Source organism: Streptomyces sp. NPDC014801, from assembly GCF_043082085.1.
Classification (GTDB): domain Bacteria; phylum Actinomycetota; class Actinomycetes; order Streptomycetales; family Streptomycetaceae; genus Streptomyces.
The window spans coordinates 189,968-208,428 of sequence record NZ_JBIBXG010000015.1 but is presented as its reverse complement, the minus strand read 5'-3'; the positions used below and the strand labels follow the sequence as shown (position 1 = coordinate 208,428).

General features: G+C 71.0%; 18 protein-coding genes and 4 tRNA genes. 12 read left to right on the top strand and 10 right to left on the bottom strand.

What is annotated here, in order from left to right:
* Positions 1-80 precede the first annotated feature (80 nt).
* Positions 81-155 (top strand) — tRNA-Asp (locus ACF1AL_RS33510).
* A 351-nt stretch (positions 156-506) separates the two neighbouring features.
* Entirely contained in the window at positions 507-713 is a 207-nt protein-coding gene (locus tag ACF1AL_RS33505) for a DUF6274 family protein (RefSeq protein WP_384213460.1), read from the top strand.
* A 442-nt stretch (positions 714-1,155) separates the two neighbouring features.
* Here ACF1AL_RS33505 and bldC read toward each other — a convergent pair whose 3' ends face one another.
* Together bldC and ACF1AL_RS33495 are read right to left on the bottom strand one after the other, a co-directional pair.
* Complete coding sequence (gene bldC / locus ACF1AL_RS33500; protein ID WP_003949541.1) at positions 1,156-1,362, bottom strand: developmental transcriptional regulator BldC; 207 nt, start codon at positions 1,360-1,362, stop codon at positions 1,156-1,158.
* 583 nt (positions 1,363-1,945) lie between these two features.
* Positions 1,946-2,788: a hypothetical protein gene (locus ACF1AL_RS33495; RefSeq protein ID WP_391702439.1), complete on the bottom strand. Its 843-nt coding sequence runs from the start codon at positions 2,786-2,788 to the stop codon at positions 1,946-1,948.
* A gap of 246 nt (positions 2,789-3,034) precedes the next feature.
* Between ACF1AL_RS33495 and ACF1AL_RS33490 the strand changes: the two genes are divergently transcribed.
* Entirely contained in the window at positions 3,035-4,141 is a 1,107-nt protein-coding gene (locus tag ACF1AL_RS33490) for a Leu/Phe/Val dehydrogenase (RefSeq protein ID WP_384213464.1), read from the top strand.
* 314 nt (positions 4,142-4,455) lie between these two features.
* On the top strand, positions 4,456-4,707 hold the full coding sequence (locus ACF1AL_RS33485) for a DUF3073 domain-containing protein (protein ID WP_384213467.1): 252 nt from the start codon (positions 4,456-4,458) through the stop codon (positions 4,705-4,707).
* Positions 4,708-4,842: 135 nt separating this feature from the next.
* On the opposite strand, the gene purM is transcribed toward ACF1AL_RS33485, so the two are convergent.
* From purM to purS, 7 genes are all read right to left on the bottom strand, one after another.
* On the bottom strand, positions 4,843-5,910 hold the full coding sequence (gene purM / locus ACF1AL_RS33480) for a phosphoribosylformylglycinamidine cyclo-ligase (protein ID WP_366840815.1): 1,068 nt from the start codon (positions 5,908-5,910) through the stop codon (positions 4,843-4,845).
* Positions 5,911-5,953: 43 nt separating this feature from the next.
* The gene (purF, locus tag ACF1AL_RS33475) at positions 5,954-7,483 is read right to left on the bottom strand and encodes an amidophosphoribosyltransferase (protein ID WP_366840814.1); all 1,530 of its coding nucleotides are present in this window, start codon (positions 7,481-7,483) and stop codon (positions 5,954-5,956) included.
* 61 nt (positions 7,484-7,544) lie between these two features.
* On the bottom strand, positions 7,545-8,006 hold the full coding sequence (locus tag ACF1AL_RS33470) for an META domain-containing protein (RefSeq protein WP_391828492.1): 462 nt from the start codon (positions 8,004-8,006) through the stop codon (positions 7,545-7,547).
* Positions 8,007-8,134: 128 nt separating this feature from the next.
* On the bottom strand, positions 8,135-8,932 hold the full coding sequence (locus ACF1AL_RS33465) for a sterol carrier family protein (protein ID WP_391778237.1): 798 nt from the start codon (positions 8,930-8,932) through the stop codon (positions 8,135-8,137).
* A 212-nt stretch (positions 8,933-9,144) separates the two neighbouring features.
* On the bottom strand, positions 9,145-11,403 hold the full coding sequence (gene purL / locus ACF1AL_RS33460; protein ID WP_391778236.1) for a phosphoribosylformylglycinamidine synthase subunit PurL: 2,259 nt from the start codon (positions 11,401-11,403) through the stop codon (positions 9,145-9,147).
* Positions 11,400-12,080 (bottom strand): phosphoribosylformylglycinamidine synthase subunit PurQ, encoded by a 681-nt coding sequence (gene purQ, locus ACF1AL_RS33455; protein ID WP_391661777.1) that lies wholly within the window; start codon positions 12,078-12,080, stop codon positions 11,400-11,402. The genes purL and purQ overlap by 4 nt, the downstream gene beginning before the upstream one ends.
* Positions 12,077-12,340 (bottom strand): phosphoribosylformylglycinamidine synthase subunit PurS, encoded by a 264-nt coding sequence (gene purS, locus ACF1AL_RS33450; RefSeq protein WP_276111848.1) that lies wholly within the window; start codon positions 12,338-12,340, stop codon positions 12,077-12,079. Before purS ends, purQ begins: the two co-directional genes overlap by 4 nt.
* Positions 12,341-12,649: 309 nt before the next feature.
* Between purS and ACF1AL_RS33445 the strand changes: the two genes are divergently transcribed.
* The 8 genes from ACF1AL_RS33445 (at position 12,650) to ACF1AL_RS33410 (ending at position 17,339) form a co-directional block, all read left to right on the top strand.
* Positions 12,650-12,967, top strand: coding sequence for an Lsr2 family protein (locus ACF1AL_RS33445; protein WP_103784031.1), 318 nt, complete (start codon positions 12,650-12,652; stop codon positions 12,965-12,967).
* A gap of 135 nt (positions 12,968-13,102) precedes the next feature.
* Positions 13,103-13,174: transfer RNA gene (locus ACF1AL_RS33440), tRNA-Gly, on the top strand.
* Between the two features lie 80 nt (positions 13,175-13,254).
* Positions 13,255-13,327, top strand: a tRNA-Gly gene (locus tag ACF1AL_RS33435).
* Positions 13,328-13,476: 149 nt separating this feature from the next.
* Entirely contained in the window at positions 13,477-14,451 is a 975-nt protein-coding gene (locus tag ACF1AL_RS33430; protein ID WP_391828490.1) for an ABC transporter ATP-binding protein, read from the top strand.
* Positions 14,448-15,224, top strand: coding sequence for an ABC transporter permease (locus ACF1AL_RS33425; RefSeq protein ID WP_391828488.1), 777 nt, complete (start codon positions 14,448-14,450; stop codon positions 15,222-15,224). The genes ACF1AL_RS33430 and ACF1AL_RS33425 overlap by 4 nt, the downstream gene beginning before the upstream one ends.
* 31 nt (positions 15,225-15,255) lie before the next feature.
* On the top strand, positions 15,256-16,638 hold the full coding sequence (locus ACF1AL_RS33420) for a sensor histidine kinase (protein ID WP_391828486.1): 1,383 nt from the start codon (positions 15,256-15,258) through the stop codon (positions 16,636-16,638).
* Positions 16,635-17,243: a response regulator gene (locus ACF1AL_RS33415; RefSeq protein ID WP_391828484.1), complete on the top strand. Its 609-nt coding sequence runs from the start codon at positions 16,635-16,637 to the stop codon at positions 17,241-17,243. Before ACF1AL_RS33420 ends, ACF1AL_RS33415 begins: the two co-directional genes overlap by 4 nt.
* Positions 17,244-17,266: 23 nt before the next feature.
* A tRNA-Gly gene (locus tag ACF1AL_RS33410) sits at positions 17,267-17,339 on the top strand.
* A 161-nt stretch (positions 17,340-17,500) separates the two neighbouring features.
* On the opposite strand, the gene ACF1AL_RS33405 is transcribed toward ACF1AL_RS33410, so the two are convergent.
* The gene (locus ACF1AL_RS33405) at positions 17,501-18,400 is read right to left on the bottom strand and encodes a phosphoribosylaminoimidazolesuccinocarboxamide synthase (protein ID WP_391702411.1); all 900 of its coding nucleotides are present in this window, start codon (positions 18,398-18,400) and stop codon (positions 17,501-17,503) included.
* Between the last annotated feature and the right edge of the window lie 61 nt (positions 18,401-18,461).

The following is an 18,461-nucleotide window of genomic DNA, read 5'->3' as shown; positions in this document are numbered from 1 at the left end:
GGAGGGTGAGTTCGACCAGCGGGCTCACCCTCCTGTACAGTCCTTCTCGCAGCGCAAGCACGGCAAGCGCCGCGAAACCTGGTCCTGTGGAGCAGTTTGGAGTGCTCGCCACCCTGTCAAGGTGGAGGCCGCGGGTTCAAATCCCGTCAGGACCGCAGCAAGAAGGGCCCGTCCAGTACCGGACGGGCCCTTCGCCGTTCCACCGCAGTGCTGAAGGCCCGTCCAGTTCCGGACGGGCCTTCAGCGTTTTCCGCTACGTCCAGTCGGGCGGGCCCCTCGACACCCGTGGCGCCGTGGCGGCCGTCAGGGCTCGTCCGGGCGCGGGCAGGCGCTTTCTCGCCGCCCCATGGCGTTCAGGCGCCTGTGGCGTCGTCAGGGGCTCGACATGCGGCGCCCTTGGCGCCCCGCAAGCCCCCCGCAGGGGCCCCGTGGCCTTGACGGCGTCACATTCCGCCAGTACCCCAGAAAGACGGGCCCGTTCCCCTCGGGGCTGACGGAGGTGGCGTATGGCGGCATCGGCCAGGCATGAGACGCGGGCGCTGCTCCGGGCGCATCTGTCGGCCGCTTCGTCGTACCGGCACGCGACCCGCCACTGCGCGGTCTGCCACCAGCTGCTGCGGCTGGCGCTGGCCTCCGCTCCGGCGAGCCCGCAGCCGGCGAGCCCACCGCCGGCCCGCCAGGCCGCCGAGGAGGAGCGGCCCGAGGAGACGTGAGCCGCGGCCGCATGCCCAACACCCGTACGCCCGGCGGAAACTGGAGCGCGAGGTTCCATTAGCGCACGCCGGCACCGGGCTACAAGGATCCAGGCGTGTGACGGGAGTCACCGCATGAGTTTTCGGAGCCCGGGTTCTTACCCCACTCCTACAACGCCTCAATTTAATATGTGCAATTGCACCTGCGTCAGACCCGTTCCGCAGGCTCCCACCAGACTCCGACAAGGCCGCGCACAGAGCCCCGCCAGGACGCCCACAACCCGCACAGCGCGCACAAAAAAGATCGCGCTGGACCCGGCGGAGTCCAGCGCGATCGACGACGCACCCTTGCGTTCCGTGTGGGCGTGGGGCCTGTTGGGGCAGTCCCCGCGTCGCTTGGAGCTGTGGTTCCGGGCTTCCCGACAGGTTGGGGGACCTGGCGTTTCGCCCGTTATTCAGTTGTTCAGGCCTCGCTGCGCTGCTGCGGGATGCCCGCGAGCAGAGCGCGGACCTCGGCCTCGCGGTAGCGGCGGTGCCCGCCGAGCGTACGGATCGACGTGAGCTTGCCGGCCTTCGCCCAGCGCGTGACCGTCTTCGGGTCGACGCGGAACATGGTGGCGACCTCAGCCGGGGTCAGCAGCGGCTCGGCATCAGGGGTGCGAGCGGTCATGAGCGGCCTCCTCGGGAGAACCGAACCTTCTCGGTTCTTTCCTCTAAATTCTGCACCTTGACCCGCGTTGCCCGAAATGGCGGACGCGAGTCGAGTCGGTTATAGGACGAACGGCTTGTCCTCGGCACTACAACTACACCATCTGTCCAGCCGCGTCGGCCAAACCGATGGAATTGCCCTCCCAGGTGTTCATCAGCGACGGAAGCCGATGGACCATGCCATAGCGGACAGTCACGCCACTGTGACGATCAGTCACAGGGCGATCAGGAGTCACCAGACCCCCCAAAGCGTGCAATGCTGAGATTCCGCCCACAGTGGAGCACAGTTGGGCAGAAGGAGCCCTCCCCGGACTCCTTGTCCTATTTTGGCACGAGGGCGGGTAAGGGGCGCAAGGGGCGTGTACGTGCGGTCTGTCACGCTTGACACAAACGCCCGGATCCGGGACCTACGTCCCGTCAACTCGCGTAGCAGGCAGTACGCCGGGCGCGCTCGACCGTACGCCGACGACGGCCGTCACGGCCGTGACGGAGATCACGTCACCCGAACGTCTGTCGGAACCGTTATCCGCGGACCTGCCGGACCGTCAGTTCGCCGACCGCAGGTCCCGCACCGACCGCCAGCGCTCCACCAGCCGCCCGTAGGCCGCACCGGCCGCCGCTCCGTCCCCGCGGCGCAGCGCGGCGATGCCCTCGGCCACGTCCGCCGCCGAGTGGTCGTCCTCCAGGGCCCCCGCGGGCAGGGCGTGCACCAGGCCGCCGTAGTCCAGCTCCACCAGGGAGCGCGGGTGGAACTCCTCCAGCCAGCGCCCCACGTCCACCACGCCCTCGACCAGCGGCCCCTCGTCCACGGTGTCCTTCAGGGTGCGCAGCGCCCGCGCCACCCGGCGCCGGGCCTGCACCATGGGGGTGCGGTAGCGCAGTACGGGGGCCAGGTCGGCGGAGCCCTTGTCGTACTCCCGCTCCTCGTCGGAGACCAGCACGAACCAGTTCAGCGGCACCTGCCAGGTCGCGGTGCGGATCCACGGCCGGGCGTCGGGGTTGCGCTCGCGCCAACGCTCGTAGTCCTGGACGGCCTGCCGGCGCACCACCTCGGGCAGGACGGCGTCCAGGACCGGCCGGGGCAGTTCCTCGTCCAGGCCGGCCAGCGCCTGCCAGCCGCGCAGCCGGGTCCGCCAGGGGCACACGCACACCACGCCGTCGACCTCCAGCACGAAGGCGTCGTCGCTCTCGTGCACCGGCACGGCGATGGGCGGCGTGGGCAGCAGGTCGGCCAGGGAGCGGCGCAGCTCGTCCTGGTAGGAGGGGCGCCCGGGGCGGCGGGCGTAGCGCGTCCAGTGGCCGCGCTCCGGCTCGGGGAAGGCGGCCAGCGGCTCGTACACGCGCAGATACGCCGCGTACGGGACGGTCACCGAGGACACCTTGGGCACGCCTGCTCCCTCCCCCGCGGGCCGGGCGGGAAACCTTGCGGGCCCGCGTCCACACCCTGCGGGAAATCCATGCAAATCGTCGCACGGCCGCGCACGCGCGTACGCGGGCGTACTCCCTGAGAAGGTGATCTGCGGCACTGCGCGGTCGGCGGGCGGGCACAGGCTCTACTCTCATGCCAATGGGGCCCCGCCACCCGCACGGGCGCCCCTTCTCCACTCGCCGCAACTTACTCAGGAGTCACCACCGTGACCGACGTAACCGGCGCACCTGTTGGTGTCCTGCACACCCTGTTCCACTCGGACCAGGGGGGTCATGAGCAGGTCGTGCTCTGCCAGGACCGCGCCAGCGGCCTGAAGGCCGTCATCGCCATCCACTCCACCGCGCTGGGCCCCGCCCTCGGCGGCACCCGCTTCTACCCGTACGCCACGGAGGAGGAGGCCGTCGCCGACGCCCTCAACCTCGCGCGCGGGATGTCGTACAAGAACGCCATGGCCGGTCTCGACCACGGTGGCGGCAAGGCCGTGATCATCGGCGACCCGGAGCGGGACAAGACCGAGGAGCTGCTGCTCGCCTACGGTCGCATGGTCGCCTCGCTCGGCGGCCGGTACGTCACCGCCTGCGACGTCGGCACCTATGTGGCCGACATGGACGTCGTGGCCCGCGAGTGCCGCTGGACCACCGGCCGCTCCCCGGAGAACGGCGGCGCGGGCGACTCCTCCGTGCTCACCGCCTTCGGTGTCTACCAGGGCATGCGCGCCTCCGCCCAGCACCTGTGGGGCGACCCGTCGCTGCGCGGCCGCAAGGTCGGCATCGCCGGCGTCGGCAAGGTCGGCCACCACCTGGTGGAGCACCTGCGGGCCGAGGGCGCCGAGGTCGTGATCACGGACGTGCGCGAGGACGCCGTGCGCCGGATCCTCGACCGGCACCCCGAGGGCGTGAGCGCGGTCGCCGACACGGAGGCGCTGATCCGCACCGAGGGCCTGGACATCTACGCCCCGTGCGCGCTCGGTGGCGCGCTGAACGACGCCAGCGTGCCGGTGCTGACCGCGAAGGTGGTCTGCGGTGCCGCGAACAACCAGCTCGCCCACCCGGGCGTGGAGAAGGATCTCGCCGACCGCGGGATCCTCTACGCCCCGGACTACGTGGTGAACGCGGGCGGCGTCATCCAGGTCGCCGACGAGCTGCACGGCTTCGACTTCGACCGGTGCAAGGCGAAGGCGTCGAAGATCTTCGACACCACGCTGGCCATATTCGCACGTGCGAAGGAAGACGGCATTCCGCCGGCCGCGGCGGCCGACCGGATCGCCGAGCAGCGGATGGCCGAGGCGGCCGCGGCCAAGCGCGGACGCTGACGTTCCGCATAGCCGTGCGCACCTGCTGCACACGTGTTCGTGCGGTACCTGCCGGTGGAGACTTCGAGAGAACTCTCACTTCCACCGGCGGGTCGTCCTCGGATAAGTGGTTAAAATCGCCATTGACCAGCGAGGACAGGGCGCCTCGGTGGTCCTGTGCACACGCGCGTGCTGCGGGCGACGTACCGTATGGGCGCGGGCTCAGGTACCGTGGAAGCCCTACGGACCGGCCTCTCTGCGGAGAGTCCGTTCCGGATCATGAACGCGTGTCAGACTCTGGGGCCGTCGAGCCCCGTCGTTGAGGGGGTCGAGCCATGGGGCGCGGCCGGGCCAAGGCCAAGCAGACGAAGGTCGCCCGCCAGCTGAAGTACAACAGCGGTGGGACGGACCTCGCACGCCTGGCCGAGGAGCTGGGCGCATCGACGTCGAACCAGTCGCCGAACGGCGACCGCTTCGAGGACGATGAGCACGACGACGACCTGTACTCCCGGTACGCCGACCTCTACGAGGACGACGACGAGGAGGACGAGGACGGCAGGTCCTCACAACACCGTCGCGGCGCGTAACGCCGCGCGGCTCTCGCGCCTCACCCGGTCCGGGGCCCTTCGGCACCGGACCGGGTTTCGTGCTGCCGTCACTGATTCCCGCCCCGCACGGGCCCCCGCGCACGTCGAGCGCGCAGGAGCCCGGGGGGCCGGATCTCACGACGCGTAGTCGCCGACCAGTTCCGCGCCGCTCGTGTGGGCGCCCCGCTCGGTGATCTCGCCGGCGACCCACGCCTCCACGTCGCGGTCGGCCAGTGTGGCCAGGGCCACGTCCACCGACTCCTGCGGCACGATCGCCATCATGCCGACGCCCATGTTCAGCGTCTTCTCCAGCTCCAGCCGCTCCACGTTCCCGGTGCGGCCGACGAGGTCGAAGATCGGGTCCGGCGTCCAGGTGGAGCGGTCGACCACGGCGTGCAGCGCGTCCGGGATCACCCGGGCGAGGTTCGCGGCGAGGCCGCCGCCGGTGATGTGGCTGAAGGCGTGCACCTCCGCGGTCCGCATCAGCGCCAGGCAGTCCAGCGAGTAGATCTTGGTCGGCTCCAGCAGCTCCTCGCCGAGCGTGCGGCCGAGCTCCTCGACGTGCGCGTCCAGGGCCAGCCCGGCCTGGTTCAGCAGCACGTGCCGCACCAGCGAGTACCCGTTGGAGTGAAGGCCGGAGGACGCCATGGCGATGACCGCGTCCCCCGTGCGGATGCGGTCCGCGCCGAGCAGCCGGTCGGCCTCCACGACGCCCGTGCCGGCGCCCGCGACGTCGAAGTCGTCCGCACCCAGCAGACCCGGGTGTTCGGCCGTCTCGCCGCCCACCAGGGCGCAGCCGGCCAGCACGCAGCCCTCCGCGATGCCCTTGACGATCGCGGCGACCCGCTCGGGGTGGACCTTGCCGACGCAGATGTAGTCGGTCATGAACAGCGGCTCGGCACCGCACACCACGATGTCGTCCATGACCATGGCGACCAGGTCGTGGCCGATCGTGTCGTAGACACCCAGCTGACGGGCGATGTCGACCTTCGTGCCCACGCCGTCGGTGGCGGAGGCCAGCAGGGGCCGCTCGTAGCGCTTGAGGGCGGAGGCGTCGAAGAGGCCGGCGAACCCGCCGAGGCCGCCGAGGACCTCGGGGCGCTGCGTCTTCTTCACCCACTCCTTCATCAGTTCGACGGCGCGGTCGCCCGCTTCGATGTCGACGCCGGCAGCCGCGTAGGAGGCACCAGTTGCTTCAGACATGGTGAGGAGAACTTTCGTGTCGTACGGCAGGTGATGCGGCGCCCTACGGGCGGCGGATGGCGTCGGCGGCGGCCGTGGCGGCGGGGCCGGCGGCCAGCTCGGTCTCCAGCAGCTGCTTGCCGAGCAGCTCCGGGTCGGGCAGCTCCATCGGGTACTCGCCGTCGAAGCAGGCGCGGCACAGGTTCGGCTTGGCGATGGTGGTCGCCTCGATCATGCCGTCGATGGAGATGTAGGCCAGCGAGTCGGCGCCGAGCGAGGTGCCGATCTCGTCGATGGTCATGCCGTTGGCGATGAGCTCCGCGCGCGTGGCGAAGTCGATGCCGAAGAAGCACGGCCACTTCACGGGCGGCGAGGAGATCCGGATGTGGACCTCGGCGGCGCCCGCCTCGCGCAGCATGCGCACCAGGGCGCGCTGGGTGTTGCCGCGGACGATCGAGTCGTCGACGACCACCAGGCGCTTGCCCTTGATGACTTCCTTGAGCGGATTCAGCTTCAGGCGGATACCGAGCTGGCGGATGGTCTGCGAGGGCTGGATGAAGGTCCGGCCCACGTAGGCGTTCTTCACCAGGCCGGCGCCGAACGGGATGCCGGAGGCCTCCGCGTAGCCGATGGCGGCCGGGGTGCCGGATTCCGGCGTCGCTATCACCAGGTCGGCCTCGACGGGGGCCTCCTTGGCGAGGCGGCGGCCCATCTCGACCCGGGAGAGGTAGACGTTGCGGCCGGCGATGTCGGTGTCCGGGCGGGCCAGGTACACGTATTCGAAGACACAGCCCTTGGGCTTTGCTTCCGCGAACCTGGAGGTGCGCAGGCCGTTCTCGTCGATCGCGACGAACTCGCCCGGCTCTATCTCCCGTACGAAGCTCGCGCCGCAGATGTCCAGGGCGGCGCTCTCGGAGGCCACCACCCAGCCGCGCTCCAGACGGCCGAGGACCAGCGGGCGGATGCCCTGCGGGTCACGGCCGGCGTAGAGGGTGTGCTCGTCCATGAAGACGAGGCTGAAGGCGCCCTGCACCTTCGGGAGGACGACGTGCGCGGCCTCCTCGATGGTCAGCGGCTTGCCGTCCTCGTCGACCTGGGCGGCCAGCAGGGCCGTCAGCAGGTCGGTGTCGTTGGTCGCCGCGACCCGGGTGGAGCGGCTGTTGTTCTCGGTGGGCAGCTCGGCGACCATCTCCGCGAGCTGCGCGGTGTTCACCAGGTTGCCGTTGTGGCCGAGCGCGATGGAGCCGTGCCCGGTGGCGCGGAACGTCGGCTGGGCGTTCTCCCACACGGAGGCGCCGGTGGTCGAGTAGCGGGCGTGTCCGACCGCGATGTGACCCTGGAGCGAACCGAGCGAGGTCTCGTCGAAGACCTGGGACACAAGGCCCATGTCCTTGAAGACGAGGATCTGGGAGCCGTTGCTGACCGCGATTCCCGCGGATTCCTGACCCCGGTGCTGGAGGGCGTAGAGCCCGAAGTACGTGAGCTTTGCGACCTCTTCACCGGGAGCCCAGACGCCGAAGACGCCGCAAGCGTCCTGGGGGCCTTTTTCGCCGGGAAGCAGATCGTGATTGAGTCGACCGTCACCACGTGGCACGTCCCCGAGTGTAGGCGAGATCGACCACTGGTCCGAATTGGGGACACCGGGCCCGGAAGAATCACTTCTGCGGGACGGCCCGGATGATCGTTCCGTTTGCGCAGGTCAACGTGAGGGTTCCGTGCTCGATGCGGTACTTGAGCGTGCTGTTGAAGACGCCGAGCAGGGTTCGCTCGGTGCGCATGAGTGAGGCGTCGCACATCATTCGGGTCGTGGTCGGCGACCCCAGGGTGATACGCCCGTCGCGCACGGTGGCGGTGGCGCTGAAGTGGTTGCAGCCGAGACGGCCGCCGGCCTTGCCCCGCGCGGCGTCGAAGCTCAGGTGTGCGGTACTGCCGGGGTGCTCGGTGCGGCCGTTGTCGCTGATGCTCGCGATGCGCCAGTCGGTGCCGGTGACGGAGGGTTCGGGGCGCACCGAGCCGCTGCCCGGGTCCTGCCCCGCCTGTTCGCTTCCGCAGGCCGCCGCCAGCGGGACGAGCACGGCGGCGGCCAGGAGGGTCGTGCGCTGCGTGTGCCGGTCCATACCGCTGGGACGGGACGGGCGAGCGGGCGGTTCCCTCCCGGGGGCATTCCCGCTGGGGTCATCCGGGGTCACTCCCGCGAGGGTCACTCCCGCGAGGGTCACTCCCGCGAGGGTCATTCCCGCAGGGGTCAGGTCAGCAGCGGCAGCAGGCCGCTCAGGTCCGCCCGCTCCCCGCTCGCGCTGACCTTGGCGTCGGCGACGGCGTCCTTCCACTCCAGCCGCCCGGTCGCCAGCCGGATCCAGGTCAGCGGGTCGGTCTCGACGACGTTCGGCGGGGTGCCGCGGGTGTGCCGGGGGCCCTCCACGCACTGCACGACCGCGTACGGCGGGATCCGCACCTCCGTGGCACCGCCGGGCGCCTTCGCGGCGAGGGTGTCGGCGAGCAGCCGGGTGCAGGCGGCCAGGGCCTGCCGGTCCAGGGGGACGTCCAGGCCGGGCACGGCCGCGTTCAGATCGTCGGTGTGGACGACGAGTTCGAGGGCGCGCGTGACCAGGAAGTCGGTGAGCGTGATGCCGCCGGCCCGGATGTCCAGGACACGGGAGGCGCCGGCCGCGTCGAGGCGCTCGGCCAGCTCCTGCTCGGTGCGCGCGAAGAGGGCGTCCAGGTCGGGCTGGGCGGCCGCCAGCTGCCGGGTTCCGGTGGCGATGGCCTCCGCGAAGGGGGCGGTCGCCGACGCGTAGTCGAGCAGCGCGAGGTCCGCCGTCGCCGGTTCCTCCCGCTCCAGGGCACGGCTGACGGCGGCGACCGTCATCGTCAGGTGCGCGGCCAGGTCCCGCACCGTCCACTCCCCGAGCCGCGTGGGCAGCGCGAGCTGTTCGGGGGTGAGGGCGGCGACCGCCTGCCGTACGTGCCCGAACTGGGCGTGGACGGCGGTGCGGATCTTGGCGGGGTCGTAGGTCCTGGTGCGCTTCTTCGCCGTGGGCATGGCGGCGAGCCTATGCCCTGACGGCGGGTGCGCTCAGGCGGGTTTCCGACCGGGTCCGCGCGGCACCGGGACATGCGACGGGGGTCGCCCGGCACCGGGACATGCGACGCCGGTCCGCGCACCACCGGGACATGCCACGCGGGTCCGCGCGGCGCGCCGAAGGCCCCGCCCGGCGGGCAGCGGGCGGGGCCTTCGGCGTCGTACGGCCGGCGTTACTTCAGCAGCGCCGGGATCGTCTCCTCGTGGGCCGTGCGCAGCTCCTCCAGGGACAGCTCGAACTCGCCCTGGAGCTCGATCGTGTCGCCGTCCACGACACCGATGCGGGTGGCCGGCAGACCTCGGGCACCGCACATGTCGTTGAAGCGGACCTCCTCCGAGCGCGGCACCGCGACGATCGCGCGGCCCGCCGACTCGGAGAAGAGGAAGGTGAACGCGTCCAGACCGTCCGGGACGATCAGACGGGCGCCCTTGTTGCCGAGCAGCGCCGACTCGACCACGGCCTGGATCAGGCCGCCGTCGGACAGGTCGTGCGCGGAGTCGATCATGCCGTCGCGGGAGGCGGCGATCAGGATCTCGGCGAGCAGGCGCTCGCGCTCCAGGTCGACCTGCGGGGGCAGACCGCCGAGGTGGTCGTGGACGACCTGCGACCAGGCCGAACCGCCGAACTCCTCACGGGTGTCGCCGAGCAGGTAGAGGAGCTGGCCCTCCTCCTGGAAGGCGACCGGCGTGCGGCGGGCCACGTCGTCGATCACGCCGAGGACCGCCACGACCGGGGTCGGGTGGATGGCGGCCTCGCCGGTCTGGTTGTACAGCGAGACGTTGCCGCCGGTCACCGGGGTGCCGAGCTGCTGGCAGCCGTCCGCCAGACCGCGCACGGCCTCCGCGAACTGCCACATGACCGCCGGGTCCTCGGGCGAGCCGAAGTTCAGGCAGTCGGAGACGGCGAGCGGCTTGGCACCCGTCGTCGCGACGTTGCGGTAGGCCTCGGCGAGGGCCAGCTGCGCGCCCGTGTACGGGTCGAGCTTGGCGTAGCGGCCGTTGCCGTCGGTGGCGATGGCCACGCCGAGGCCGGTCTCCTCGTCGATGCGGATCATGCCGGAGTCCTCGGGCTGGGCGAGGACGGTGTTGCCCTGCACGAAGTGGTCGTACTGCGAGGTGATCCACTTCTTGGAGGCCTGGTTCGGGGAGGCCACCAGCTTCAGGACCTGGTCCTTCAGCTCGTCCGAAGTCGCCGGGCGGGGCAGCTTGTTCGCGTCGTCGGCCTGCAACTCGTCCTGCCAGGACGGGCGGGCGTAGGGGCGCTCGTAGACCGGGCCGTCGTGCGCGACCGTGCGCGGGTCGACGTCGACGATCTTCTCGCCGTGCCAGAAGATCTCCAGACGGTCGCCGTCCGTCACCTCACCGATGACGGTGGCGATGACGTCCCACTTCTCGCAGATCTCCAGGAAGCGCTCGACCTTGTCGGGCTCGACGACCGCGCACATGCGCTCCTGCGACTCGCTCATGAGGATCTCCTCGGGCGAGAGCGTGGAGTCGCGCAGGGGGACGTCGTCCAGGGTGACGCGCATGCCGCCGGAGCCGTTGGACGCCAGCTCGGACGTGGCACAGGACAGGCCCGCCGCGCCGAGGTCCTGGATGCCGACGACCAGCTTCTCCTTGAAGGCCTCCAGGGTGCACTCGATGAGGAGCTTCTCCTGGAAGGGGTCGCCGACCTGGACGGCGGGACGCTTGGAGGGCTTGGCGTCGTCGAAGGTCTCGGAGGCCAGGATGGAGGCGCCGCCGATGCCGTCGCCGCCGGTGCGGGCGCCGTACAGGATGACCTGGTTGCCGGCGCCGGACGCCTTGGCGAGGTGGATGTCCTCGTGCCGCATCACACCGATGGCACCGGCGTTGACCAGCGGGTTGCCCTGGTAGCAGGCGTCGAAGACGACCTCGCCGCCGATGTTGGGCAGGCCCAGGCAGTTGCCGTAGCCGCCGATGCCGGCGACCACGCCGGGCAGGACGCGCTTGGTGTCGGGGTGGTCGGCGGCGCCGAAGCGCAGCGGGTCGACCACGGCCACCGGGCGGGCGCCCATGGCGATGATGTCGCGGACGATGCCGCCGACGCCGGTCGCGGCGCCCTGGTAGGGCTCCACGTACGACGGGTGGTTGTGCGACTCGACCTTGAAGGTGACCGCGTAGCCCTGGCCGACGTCGACGACACCGGCGTTCTCGCCGATGCCGACCAGCATCGCGTCGTTCTCGGGGGCCTTCTCGCCGAACTGGCGGAGGTGGACCTTGGAGGACTTGTAGGAGCAGTGCTCGGACCACATGACCGAGTACATGGCGAGCTCGGCACCGGTGGGCCGGCGGCCGAGGATCTCGACCACGCGCTCGTACTCGTCCTTCTTCAGGCCCAGTTCGGCCCAGGGCAGCTCGACGTCGGGGGTCGCGGCCGCGTGCTCGACCGTGTCCAGAGGCGTCCGGCTCATGCGTTGACCAGCTTCTTGAGGATCGAGGTGAAGAACGGGAGACCGTCGGTGCGGCCGGTGCCGATGAGGGGCTCCGTGGCGTGCTCCGGGTGCGGCATGAGGCCCACGACGTTGCCGGCCTCGTTGGTGATGCCGGCGATGTCGTTGAGCGAGCCGTTCGGGTTCACGTCCAGGTAGCGGAACGCGACCCGGCCCTCGGCCTCCAGCTCGTCCAGCGTGTACTGGTCGGCCACGTAGCGGCCGTCCATGTTCTTCAGCGGGATGTGGATCTCCTGGCCCTGCTCGTAGTCCACGGTCCAGGCCGTGTCCGCGTTCTCCACCCGCAGCTTCTGGTCACGGCAGATGAAGTGCAGGTGGTCGTTGCCGAGCATGCCGCCGGGCAGCAGGTGGGCCTCGGTGAGGATCTGGAAGCCGTTGCAGATGCCGAGGACCGGCATACCGGCCTTCGCCTGCTCGATGACGGTCTCCATCACCGGCGAGAAGCGGGAGATGGCCCCGGCGCGCAGATAGTCGCCGTAGGAGAAACCGCCGGGCAGCACCACGGCGTCGACCTGGTGGAGGTCCTTGTCCTTGTGCCACAGGGCGACGGGTTCGGCGCCCGCGAGGCGGATCGCGCGCTGCGTGTCCCGGTCGTCGAGAGAGCCCGGGAAAGTGACGACGCCGATACGAGCGGTCACTTCGCGGCCTCCGCGACTTCCTCGACCTTGACGGTGAAGTCCTCGATCACGGTGTTGGCGAGGAAGGACTCCGCAAGATCGTGAATGCGGGCGAGGGCGGCCTCGTCGACCGGACCCTCAACTTCCAGTTCGAATCGCTTTCCCTGACGGACGTCCGAGATCCCGTCGAAACCCAGGCGCGGCAGCGCACGCTGGACCGCCTGGCCCTGGGGGTCGAGGATCTCCGGCTTGAGCATGACGTCGACTACGACGCGTGCCACTGGCACTCCCGGTGTGTGGTGCTGAGCAGGTTCCTTCAGACTACCCGCACAAAATTTCTACGCGGGTAGAGTTGTAGGAAACTACGTGACGCCCATCACGATCGGGTATCAGGCCGGTACGCTCGCGAAAAGTTCTGGGAAAGATCCCCGATCGGCCCGCGATACCTATTGCACCGGGACACGCGGGGCGATTTAGTCGGGCTTCACTTTCCAATGGCGCGCACTGTACAAATGAAATGCCGATAACCGATACTCGGCACGTCATCGCTGATGAGCTGTATCAAGGTGCCGCAGAAGGGACCGATATTCGTGGCGCAGAAGGTCGTGGTCACGCTCTTTGACGACATGGACGGCTCGGAAGCGGCGGAAACGGTCGTCTTCGGGCTCGACGGCAAGTCGTACGAGATCGACCTGAACGAAACCAACGCCAAGAAACTGCGCAAGGCGCTCGCGCCCTACGTGGAGGCCGGCCGCAAGCGCTCGCGGTCCGGCAAGGCCTACCAGCAGACCGAGGTCGCCCCCGATCCGGCGGCCGTACGGGCCTGGGCCCAGGCCAACAAGATGGACGTCCCGGCCCGCGGCCGGATCCCGAAGAAGGTGTACGAGGCGTTCGCGGCCGCCCGCTGAGCCCCCGCCGGACCCCCTTCCGACGCCCGGTCAGCCGCCCCTGCCGCAAGCCGACTTGCGCTGCACCCCTCCCGGTCGGCTAAAGTCTGAGCACGCCGCGGGGCGAAGCCGAAAGGCCCAGCTCACACCGGCAATGCGGGTGTAGTTCAGTAGTAGAACATCCCCCTTCCAGGGGGAAGGCGCAGTGTGCGATTCCTGTCACCCGCTCTGCATCGCCGTCAGAACCACTCCTGTGGATCAGGTAGGCTGGTGCACGCACCGATCGGTGGGAGCCGGTCGGCCGCAATGCGGACGTAGCTCAGTTGGTAGAGCGCAACCTTGCCAAGGTTGAGGTCGCGAGTTCGAGCCTCGTCGTCCGCTCGGGAATGAAGGCCCCGGTCCTGAGGACCGGGGCCTTCGTCGTATGTCCGCGCCCCGCGTTTTCCCTCCGCGCGCCTTCTGACATTTGTCATGAGCAGTGATGACAGCGCGCACTGCCGGACGATTCGCCGCGCCGGGACGCTGGCCTCATGAACACCAGCGAACACGTGATTGAGGTCACCGACCTCCGGCGTGTCTACGGGGGCGGGTTCCAGGCGGTGCGCGGGATCACGTTTCACGTGAAACGCGGCGAGATCTTCGCGCTCCTCGGCACCAACGGCGCCGGCAAGACGTCCACCGTGGAACTGCTGGAGGGGCTCGCCCGCCCCTCCGGCGGCCGGGTGCGCGTCCTTGGCCACGATCCGTACACCGAGCGCGCCGCCGTACGCCCCCGCACGGGCGTGATGCTGCAGGAGGGCGGCTTCCCGTCCGAGCTGACCGTCACCGAGACGGCGCGCATGTGGGCGGGGTGCGTGAGCGGGGCCCGCCCCGTGGACGAGGCACTGGCGCTGGTCGGGCTGGCCGGCAAGACCGCCGTACGGGTCAAGCAGCTCTCCGGCGGCGAACGGCGCCGGCTGGACCTGGCGCTGGCCCTGCTCGGGCGCCCCGAGGTGCTGTTCCTGGACGAGCCGACGACCGGACTGGACGCCGAGGGCCGCCGCGACACCTGGGAGCTGGTGCGGGCCCTGCGCGACGAAGGCACCACCGTGCTGCTGACCACGCACTACCTGGAAGAGGCCGAGGACCTCGCCGACCGGCTCGCGATCCTGCACGAAGGACGCATCGCCGCCGCCGGCACCCCCGCCGAGGTCACCGCCGCGCAGCCGTCCCGGATCACCTTCGAACTGCCCGAGGGACACCACCTCGGCGACCTGCCCCCGCTGCCCGCGCTCGGGGTGTGCGCACACGAGGTGGACGGCCGCGTCGTACGGCTGCGCACCCACACCCTGCAGCGCACCGCCACCGCCCTGCTGGTGTGGGCCGAGCGGGAAGGGCTGGAGCTCGGCCGGCTGGACGTGCGGTCGGCGTCGCTGGAGGAGGCGTTCCTGGGGATCGCCCGGGAGGCCGCCGCAGCGGCACATGGGGGCGGGAGTGGAGCGAGGACCGAGGAGTACGCGGCATGAGCACCCTGACGACCTCCCCCGCGGGCCGGATGGCGGCACTCGCCCGCGCCGAGCTGACCCTGCTCGCCCGCAGCAAGAGCGTGCTCGTCACGGCCGTGCTGGTGCCGCTGGTGATGCCCTTCACCATGCGCTCGACGGTCAAGGAGATGGACCTCGCAAGCGCCGGCCTCGACATCGGGCTGGTGGTGCTGCCCGCCTCGATCGGCTTCTCCCTGCTGTTCGCCGTCTACGGCGCGCTGGTCGGCGTCCTCGCCGCCCGCCGGGAGGAACTCGTGCTCAAGCGGCTGCGCACCGGCGAGCTGCGGGACGGCGAGATCCTCGCCGGTGCCTCGCTGCCCGCCGTCGCGACCGGGCTGGTGCAGTCGGTGGTCCTCGTGGCCGCCTGCACGGCCGTGCTCCACGTGGCCGCGCCCGAGGCCCCCCAGTGGGCCGTCCTCGGGGTGCTGACCCGGCTGGTGCTGTGCGCCGCGCTGGCCGCGCTCACCGCGAGCTTCTCGCGGACCGTGGAGAGCGCGCAGGTCACCTCGCTGCCGTTCATCCTGGTCTCCATGGTCGGCTCCGGGCTGATGGTCCCGACGGAGCTGTTCCCGGACCGGGTGGCCGCGGTGTGCGGCCTGCTGCCGCTCAGCCCGGTCGTCACGCTGGTGCGCGGCGGCTGGAGCGGCACCCTGTCGACCGGTGACGCCGTGCAGGCCCTGGTGACCGCCCTGGCCTGGATCGTCACCGCGGTGTTTGCTGTACGGCGATGGTTCCGGTGGGAGCCGCGGCGCTGACCGGGCCGCGCGAGGAACAGGGGAGGACGCGGTGTTGGGCCGGATACGGGGGTGGCAGCGGCGCCACTGGCGGGAGCGGAGCAAGGCCGAGCGGGTCGAACTGCAGAGCGTGATCACCTGGGGCCTGAGCATCTGGGCGTTCAGCGGCACCTGGCTGGTCCTCCCCCTCGCGGGCGACCTGCGCCACGACACCCTGCCCGTGCTGCTGGGCGTCCTGCTGCTCCTGGTGGGCGTCCTGCAGTGCCTCTGGGCCAATCTGCTGACCCGGCCGGCGCTCGACCACTTCCTGGGGCGCGCCCCGCTGGCCCCGCGGCGGCTCGTGTTCCCGGCGGTGCTGCTCGGACTGGGGGTCGCCCTCGTCCTGGCCCTGCGGCTGACCTCCGGCATCGAGCCGTTCAGCGGCCGGCTCCTGCTCGGCGCGATCCTGACCGCGTTCGGGTTCGTGTACGCCCTGGTCGTGCCGCCCCGGCCCTATCTGGTGCGGGGCACCCTGACCGGAGCGGCCTGCATGGCGCTGTTCGCCGTCACCGGCTCCACCGCCGTCGAGGTGGTGTGGATCGGCTGCGTGGTCGCCTTCTGCCTGCTCTTCTCGCTGGCCGCGTGCCGCTGCGGCGCCTGGACGCTGTCGGTGCTGTGGGAGGCCGAGCGGGCCCGGGAGATCGAGGCGCGGCTCGCCGTCGCGGAGGAACGGCTGCGGTTCGGGCGGGACCTGCACGACGTGATGGGGCGCAACCTCGCGGTGATCGCGCTCAAGAGCGAGCTGGCGGTGCAGCTGGCGCGGCGGGGACGGCCGGAGGCCGTGGAGCAGATGATCGAGGTGCAGCGCATCGCGCAGGAGTCGCAGCGCGAGGTGCGGGAGGTCGTGCGCGGTTACCGGGAGGCCGACCTGGGTGTGGAACTCGCCGGGGCGCAGGGTGTGTTGACGGCGGCCGGGATCGCCTGCGAGGTGACCGGGGAAGTCGGTGCGTTGCCGGCCGGGGTGCAGTCGGCGCTCGGCTGGGTGGTGCGCGAGGCGACGACGAACGTGCTGCGGCACGGGGACGCCGCGCGGTGCGCGGTGGACGTGGAGGTGTCTCAGGGGCGTGTGGTGCTGACGGTGGAGAACGACGGGGCGACCGCCGTCCGCGAGGTCGGCGGCGGGGGTTCGGGCCTCGCCGGGCTGCGGGAGCGGCTCGCGGACGTCGACGGGACGCTGACGGCGGGACCGGTCGAGGGCGGGGTGTTCCGGGTGGTGGCACGGGTGCCGCTGGGGGCGGGAGCGGGGCAGGGCGTCGGCTCGGCGTCGCCGCGGAAGGCCGGCTCGGCGTCGCCGCGGGAGGCCGGCTCGGCGTCGCCGGTGTCCGGCCCGGGGTCTGCGCGGGAGTCCGGCTCGGCGTCGCCGGTGGCCGCCTCGGCCGAGGAGGCCGTGGCGTGAGCGTGCGGGTGCTGCTCGCGGACGACGAGCACCTCATCCGGGGTGCGCTGGCCGCGCTGCTCGCGCTGGAGGACGACCTCCTCGTGGTCGCGGAGGCGGCGAGCGGACCGGAGGCCCTGGCGATGGCACGGGCCCACGCACCCGACGTGGCGGTCCTGGATCTGCAGATGCCGGGCGCCGACGGTGTGAAGGTCGCCACATCCCTGCGGGCCGAACTGCCCGCCTGCCGGGTGCTGATCGTCACCAGTCACGGCCGGCCCGGACACCTGAAGCGGGCGCTCGCCGCGGGCGTGCGCGGCTTCGTGCCGAAGACCGTCAGCGCGCAGCGGCTCGCCGAGATCATCCGTACCGTGCACGCCGGAAACCGTTACGTGGATCCGGAGTTGGCCGCCGACGCGATCTCCGCCGGGGACTCGCCGCTGACCGCCCGGGAGGCCGAGGTGCTCGAACTCGCCGCCGACGGCGCGCCCGTCGCGGAGATCGCGGAGCGGGCCGCGCTGTCGCCCGGAACCGTGCGGAACTACCTCTCCTCGGCCGTCACGAAACTCGGTGCGGAGAACCGGCATGCGGCAGTGCGTCTCGCACGCGAGCGAGGTTGGGTATAGTTGCTCTCGCGCCACGGCGCAACGCGGACGTAGCTCAGTTGGTAGAGCGCAACCTTGCCAAGGTTGAGGTCGCGAGTTCGAGCCTCGTCGTCCGCTCGGGAATGAGACCCCGGTCCCTCTGGGACCGGGGTCTTTTCGTGTCCCCGTGGCGTGCGGGGAGCTTTTCCCGCCCCCGTCGCGCAGGCGGTCTTTCGTGTCCCCTTACGCCGACGCCCCCGGCTCGCACCGGGGGCGGGGGGCGGGAGGAACCGCGGGCGTCAGCTCCAGCGCACGCCCGTCAGGCGCTCGTACGCCTCGACGTACTTGGCGCGGGTGGCCTCGACCACCTGCTCCGGCAGCTCCGGCGGCGGCTGCTCGCTCGTGCGGTCCCAGCCGGACTCGGCCGAGGTCAGCCAGTCGCGCACGAACTGCTTGTCGTACGACGGCTGGGTCCGGCCCGGCTGCCACTGGTCGGCCGGCCAGAAGCGGGAGGAGTCCGGGGTCAGCACCTCGTCGGCGATGACCAGCTGCTCGCCCTCGAAGCCGAACTCGAACTTGGTGTCCGCGAGGATGATCCCGCGGTCGCGGGCGATGTCCCGGGCGCGGCCGTAGACGGCGAGGGTGGCCTGGCGCAGCTGGGCGGCGGTGTCGGCGCCGACCTGGCGGGCGACCTCCTCGTAGGAGACGTTCTCGTCGTGCTCGCCGACCTCGGCCTTGGTGGCCGGGGTGAAGATCGGGGCGGGCAGTTCGGAACCGTCGACCAGGCCCTCGGGCAGGGCGAGGCCGCAGACCGTGCGGGAGTCGTTGTACTCCAGCAGGCCCGAGCCGGTGAGGTAGCCACGGGCCACGCACTCCACGGGGACCATCTTCAGCGACTTGCAGATCAGGGTGCGGCCGCGCCAGTCCGCGGGGGCGCCCTCGGGCAGCTCCGTGCTCAGCACATGGTTGGGCACCAGGTCGGCGAGCTGGTCGAACCACCACAGCGAGAGCTGCGTGAGGATGCGGCCCTTGTCGGGGATCTCCGTGGGCAGCACCCAGTCGTAGGCGGACATGCGGTCACTGGCGACCATCACGAGGTCGCCCGCCTCGTTCTGGTACAGCTCGCGCACCTTGCCGGTGTGCAAGTGCACCAGGCCCGGCACCTGAAGCGGCTCGGGCTTTTCTACGAATCCGGACACGGTTCCTCCCCGTGGTTGAAACAGAGGGGGGCCCGCAGGGCTCGCATAGGGCGGTGGTGGG

Excerpts from the sequence above, each read along its gene's own strand:
- ACF1AL_RS33470 (WP_391828492.1), bottom strand. The coding sequence starts at position 8,006 with ATGGACCGGCACACGCAGCGCACGACCCTCCTGGCCGCCGCCGTGCTC.
- ACF1AL_RS33425 (WP_391828488.1), top strand. The coding sequence starts at position 14,448 with ATGAGCACCCTGACGACCTCCCCCGCGGGCCGGATGGCGGCACTCGCC.
- ACF1AL_RS33430 (WP_391828490.1), top strand. The coding sequence starts at position 13,477 with ATGAACACCAGCGAACACGTGATTGAGGTCACCGACCTCCGGCGTGTC.
- ACF1AL_RS33465 (WP_391778237.1), bottom strand. The coding sequence starts at position 8,932 with ATGCCCACGGCGAAGAAGCGCACCAGGACCTACGACCCCGCCAAGATC.
- purL (WP_391778236.1), bottom strand. The coding sequence starts at position 11,403 with ATGAGCCGGACGCCTCTGGACACGGTCGAGCACGCGGCCGCGACCCCC.
- ACF1AL_RS33505 (WP_384213460.1), top strand. The coding sequence starts at position 507 with ATGGCGGCATCGGCCAGGCATGAGACGCGGGCGCTGCTCCGGGCGCAT.
- bldC (WP_003949541.1), bottom strand. The coding sequence starts at position 1,362 with ATGACCGCTCGCACCCCTGATGCCGAGCCGCTGCTGACCCCGGCTGAG.
- ACF1AL_RS33485 (WP_384213467.1), top strand. The coding sequence starts at position 4,456 with ATGGGGCGCGGCCGGGCCAAGGCCAAGCAGACGAAGGTCGCCCGCCAG.
- purM (WP_366840815.1), bottom strand. The coding sequence starts at position 5,910 with ATGTCTGAAGCAACTGGTGCCTCCTACGCGGCTGCCGGCGTCGACATC.